The 4,561-nt window shown below is 70.6% G+C and carries 6 protein-coding genes; 5 read left to right on the top strand and 1 reads right to left on the bottom strand.

Annotation, left to right across the window (positions count from 1 at the left end; genetic code table 11):
* Window positions 1-120 precede the first annotated feature (120 nt).
* Window positions 121-300: a hydrogenase/urease maturation nickel metallochaperone HypA gene (locus P3W97_RS11065; protein ID WP_367184605.1), complete on the bottom strand. Its 180-nt coding sequence runs from the start codon at window positions 298-300 to the stop codon at window positions 121-123.
* A gap of 289 nt (window positions 301-589) precedes the next feature.
* Here P3W97_RS11065 and P3W97_RS07190 point away from each other — a divergent pair, with 289 nt between their 5' ends.
* The 5 genes from P3W97_RS07190 to rpmF form a co-directional block, all read left to right on the top strand.
* Window positions 590-790 carry a DUF2256 domain-containing protein gene (locus P3W97_RS07190; RefSeq protein ID WP_300845208.1) on the top strand — a complete coding sequence of 67 codons (201 nt, stop codon included), beginning with the start codon at window positions 590-592 and terminating at the stop codon, window positions 788-790.
* Window positions 787-2,376: a cryptochrome/photolyase family protein gene (locus tag P3W97_RS07185; RefSeq protein WP_300845205.1), complete on the top strand. Its 1,590-nt coding sequence runs from the start codon at window positions 787-789 to the stop codon at window positions 2,374-2,376. Before P3W97_RS07190 ends, P3W97_RS07185 begins: the two co-directional genes overlap by 4 nt.
* Complete coding sequence (locus P3W97_RS07180; RefSeq protein WP_300845203.1) at window positions 2,373-3,629, top strand: FAD-binding domain-containing protein; 1,257 nt, start codon at window positions 2,373-2,375, stop codon at window positions 3,627-3,629. Before P3W97_RS07185 ends, P3W97_RS07180 begins: the two co-directional genes overlap by 4 nt.
* Window positions 3,622-4,371 carry an SDR family NAD(P)-dependent oxidoreductase gene (locus P3W97_RS07175; protein ID WP_300845201.1) on the top strand — a complete coding sequence of 250 codons (750 nt, stop codon included), beginning with the start codon at window positions 3,622-3,624 and terminating at the stop codon, window positions 4,369-4,371. Before P3W97_RS07180 ends, P3W97_RS07175 begins: the two co-directional genes overlap by 8 nt.
* A gap of 116 nt (window positions 4,372-4,487) precedes the next feature.
* The coding region (gene rpmF / locus P3W97_RS07170) for a 50S ribosomal protein L32 (protein ID WP_300845210.1) at window positions 4,488-4,561 on the top strand (74 nt) is incomplete at its 3' end.

The following is a 4,561-nucleotide window of genomic DNA, read 5'->3' as shown; positions in this document are numbered from 1 at the left end:
GAGTGGGTCAGCGGCCTGTGGAATGCGGCCAAATTCCCTTGAGCTGCCTTGGCCTGTCAAACCCGTCTTGACCACCGCGCCTACGGGCTGATGGGAAATCTGGGTTCATATGGCTCTGCCTCAATCATCCCTGACTTTCATGTCGATTACGCGCAACTCCATTCCGCCCGTGGGGTGCAGCCAGTGGCTGGCGCAGACCGGGCGGCTGTCGCCGTGCCGGTCGATGGACACGGTCCGACCGCAGGCCAGACAGTGGGCCTGACCGGGTGGCTCTTCGATCACGATCTGCGCCGCGTGCAGCAGCGTCCCGGGCGCATCCGGCTCGCCCGATGGGCAGGATTGGCTGGGACAGCGCGGTGCCCCCGATCCGCCAGCATCCGACGCCCGCGCCAGTGGGTCTCGACCATGACAGGCCGGTCGTCATCGATGCGATCGCGCGCAGCGACGAGCCGCCTGCGTCCGGGTAGCGGTCGAAGATTAGCGCATGAGCGCCAATGGCGCGCCCGCAAGGGATGCATGGAAACCGACCCTGCGCCAACACCGATGGCGCCGATCCCGCACAATCCAAGCATCATCGGGATCACTCGGAATGAGCCGCGCACCATCCACCGGATTCAAGGGCAACAAGTCCAGGCTGCCCAGCAAACCCTGCGCCGTCTGCGGCCGGCCCATGAGCTGGCGCCGCGCCTGGGCCAAGAACTGGGAGCAGGTGCGCTACTGCAGCGAGGCCTGCCGCCGCCAGGCCAAGGCGCAACGCGGCGCAGACCGCTCACCGGGAGACGGCGCATGAACGCAACTCCCCCGCCCGCGCGCCCTGCGCCCCAGCCGCTGCGCCATCTGGTGCTGGTGCTGGGCGACCAACTCGACGCCCAATCGAGCGCCTTCGACGGCTTCGACCCCGCGCAGGACGCGGTGTGGATGGCCGAGGTGGCGGAAGAGTCCACCCACGTCTGGTCTTCACAGCCGCGTATTGCGCTGTTTCTCAGTGCCATGCGCCACTTCGCCGCCGAGCTGCTTGCGCGGGGGTGGTCGCTTCACTACACACGGCTGGATGATGAAGCCAACACCGGTACGCTGGCCGCCGAGCTCGCGCGTGCCGTGCGGGCGCTGCGCCCCCAGGCGCTCATCGTCGCCGCGCCGGGCGATTGGCGGGTGCTGCAGGCGCTGCGCGGGGCGGCCAAGGCACTGGGCGTGCCGCTCGAGTTGCGCGACGACCGTCATTTCTTTGCCACCGTGCGCGACTTCGCCGCCCATGCCCAAGGGCGCAAAAGCCTGCGCATGGAGTACTTCTACCGCGAGATGCGGCGCCGCCACCGTGTGCTGATGGATGGCAGCAACGGCGAGCAGCCCGCTGGCGGCCAGTGGAACTTCGATGCCGACAACCGCGAAGCTTTCGACAAACGCAGCGGCCCGCCGCCCGTGCCTGCGCCACTTCGCTTCGCGCCCGACGCCGTCACCCAAGACGTGCTCGCCCTGGTACGCCAGCGTTTTGCGGCCCATCCGGGCGCACTGGACGATTTCGACTGGCCCCTCACCCGCGCGCAGGCGCTGGCCGCGCTGGACGACTTCATCGACCACCGGCTGGCGGACTTTGGCCGCTGGCAGGACGCGCTGTGGCCCGCGCGACCCTGGCTGTGGCACTCGCGGCTGTCGGCCGCGCTCAACCTCAAGCTGCTGAATCCGCGCGAGGTGGTGGCCGCCGCCGAAGCCGCCTGGCGCGCGGGCCGCGTGCCCCTGGCCAGTGCGGAAGGCTTCATCCGCCAGATTCTGGGCTGGCGCGAATATGTGCGCGGCATCTACTGGACGCAGATGCCCGGCTACGCCGACGCCAATGCGCTGGATGCGCACAGCCCGCTGCCCGCCTTCTTCTGGAGCGGCGACACCGACATGGCCTGCCTGCGCGACGCCCTCACCCAGACCCTGCGCCTGGGCTATGCGCACCACATTCAACGGCTGATGGTGATTGGTTTGTATGCGCTGCTGCTGGGCGTGCAGCCCAAACAGATCAGCGACTGGTTTCTTGCCGTGTATGTGGATGCGGTGGAGTGGGTGGAGCTGCCCAACGTCGTCGGCATGAGCCAGTTCGCCGACGGCGGGCTGATGGCCAGCAAACCCTACATCGCCAGCGGCAAGTACATCGAGCGCATGAGCGCGGGGCGCTTCTGCGCCGGCTGCCGCTTCGATCCGGCCCAGCGCACCGGCGCGCGCGCCTGCCCCTACACCACGCTGTACTGGGACTTCCTGCTGCGCCACGAGGCGCGGCTGGCGGCCAACCCGCGCACGGTGATGCAGGTCAAGAACCTCGCCCGCGTGGGCGAGGCCGAGCGGCGGATCATTGTCGCCCAGGCGCGGACGCTGCGTGAGGTGGTGGCATGAATCGGCACCAGCCCGTGTTTGAGGCGACGGACACACCGGCCACAGGGGCCGGATGCGCCGCCGTCCCATTCGCGGCGAGCGAGGCCTTCGCCCCCACGCCAGCCGCCGCCCGCGCACGCCTGGCGGCTGTGCGCGCAGGCGACTATGCGCGCAGCCGCAACCATCTGGACGGCGCCGTCACCCGCCTGTCGCCTTACCTCACCCACGGCCTGCTCGATCTGGCCGAGGTCGTGGCCAGCCTGCGCAAGCGCCACCACCTGCCGCTGACCCACAAGCTGGTGCAGGAGCTGGGCTGGCGAGCGTACTTCCAGCACAGCTGGCGGCACCGGGGCGCGGCAATCTTCGACGACCTGCACCCCGGCCCGCTGCCCGCTGCGGCCTACGCCCGCGAACTGCCCGCCGACCTGCGCCGCGGCGCCACCGGCGTGCCGGTGATCGACCAGGCGGTGCGCACGCTCTACGCCAGCGGCTATCTGCACAACCATGCGCGCATGTGGCTGGCCTCCTACACCGTGCATGTGCGCAAGGTGCACTGGCGCGCCGGGGCGGACTGGATGTTCGCCCACCTGCTCGACGGCGACTTGGCGAGCAACCACCTGTCCTGGCAGTGGGTGGCCGGCACCGGCAGTGCCAAGCCCTACCTGTTCAACGCCGAGAACGTCGCACGCTATGCGCCGCCGGCGTGGCACAGCCCCGGCACGGTGATCGACACCACCTACGCCGTGCTCGACGCGCTGGCCCACAGCCCGCAGCGCCGCGGCGCCGAGCCCGGCGCCCACCCTGCGGTGGACGAGCCGCCTCTGTTCGCCGCGCCCCCGGCGGAAGGCTTCACCGCGCCCGATGCCGCCACCGTGGCCGGACGCACGGTGTGGTTGGTGCATCCCTGGGCGCTGGCCGACCCGCCGGCGGGCACGCTGCCCGTGGCTGTGCTCGATACCCGCTGGCATGCCCGCTGGCCGTGGTCGGCGCAGCGCTGGGCCTTCGTCGGCGCGCGCATGCACGCCATCGCCTCGCTGCGCTGGATGGCGCCAGCGCCCGAGCTCGTGGCCGCACTGCGCCCTGCGGCGCAGGTACGCGGCTGGTACAACCCGCATCTGGATGACCCCGCCTGGGCGGCGCTGCGCCTGCCGCTGCCGCCCTCTGCGTTTGCCGATCCCGATCGGGCCTGCCGTTCGTTTTCCGCCTACTGGACGCATGTGCTGAAGCACGCTCCGCCGGGCGCCTTACCGCAAGGAGTTTTGTCCAATGACTGACACAGCCAGCTCTCCCATCGTCCTCGTCACCGGCGCGCGCGGCGGCATCGGCCGCGCGTTGTGCGTGCAGTTGCAGGCCCAGGGCTGGCGGGTGGCTGCCGTGGGCCGCGACGCGGCGCAGCTTGCCGACGTGCCGGCGGACGCACATATCGCCGCCGACACCACCACGCCCGAGGGCGCCACCGAGGCGCTGGCGCAGTGCAGCGCGCAGCTCGGCGCGCCCAGCCACCTTGCGCACTGCGTGGGCAACACGCTGATCGCGCCGCTGCACCGCACACCAGCGACGCAGTGGCGCGAGGTGCTGCGCGTGAACCTGGAGAGCGCGCTGGCCACGCTGGGCGCGTGGATCGAGTCGCGCCGCGCCGCACAGGCCCCAGGCGCGGCGGTACTGGTGAGTTCGGTGGTGGCGCAAATCGGCGTGGCCAACCACGAGGCCATCGCCGCGGCCAAAGCCGGTATCGACGGCCTGGTGCGCAGCGCCGCGGCCACCTACGCCGCGCAGGGCCTGCGCATCAACGCCGTGGCACCGGGCATGACCGACACGCCCATGACGGCCGGGCTGCTCAAGCTGCCGGCCATGCGCGAGGGCGCGGGCCGCCAGTACCCGCTCGGCGGGGTGCAAACCGCCGAGCAGGTGGCGCAGGTCATGGCTTGGCTGCTGTCGGATGCCGCCAGCCGCATCACCGGCCATGTGCTGCCGGTGGACGGCGGCTTCACCCATGTGCGGCCGCTGGTGAAGTAACCGCTGCGCGGGGGCGGTGTCGAACCGCTCCGGAGCGCAGCGGGAGCCGCCGTTTGCGGACGGACTATAATGATGGGTTTATTCCATCTACTGCGTCCGCATTTCAGGAGCCGACCATGGCCGTCCAACAAAACAAAAAATCGCCGTCCAAGCGCGGCATGCACCGCTCGCACAACGCGCTGTCCGCGCC

This window comes from Tepidimonas sp. (assembly GCF_029335975.1).
Classification (GTDB): domain Bacteria; phylum Pseudomonadota; class Gammaproteobacteria; order Burkholderiales; family Burkholderiaceae_C; genus Tepidimonas.
This window is presented reverse-complemented; position numbering and strand designations above follow the sequence as displayed.

Excerpts from the sequence above, each read along its gene's own strand:
- P3W97_RS07190 (WP_300845208.1), top strand. The coding sequence starts at position 590 with ATGAGCCGCGCACCATCCACCGGATTCAAGGGCAACAAGTCCAGGCTG.
- P3W97_RS07175 (WP_300845201.1), top strand. The coding sequence starts at position 3,622 with ATGACTGACACAGCCAGCTCTCCCATCGTCCTCGTCACCGGCGCGCGC.
- P3W97_RS07180 (WP_300845203.1), top strand. The coding sequence starts at position 2,373 with ATGAATCGGCACCAGCCCGTGTTTGAGGCGACGGACACACCGGCCACA.
- P3W97_RS07185 (WP_300845205.1), top strand. The coding sequence starts at position 787 with ATGAACGCAACTCCCCCGCCCGCGCGCCCTGCGCCCCAGCCGCTGCGC.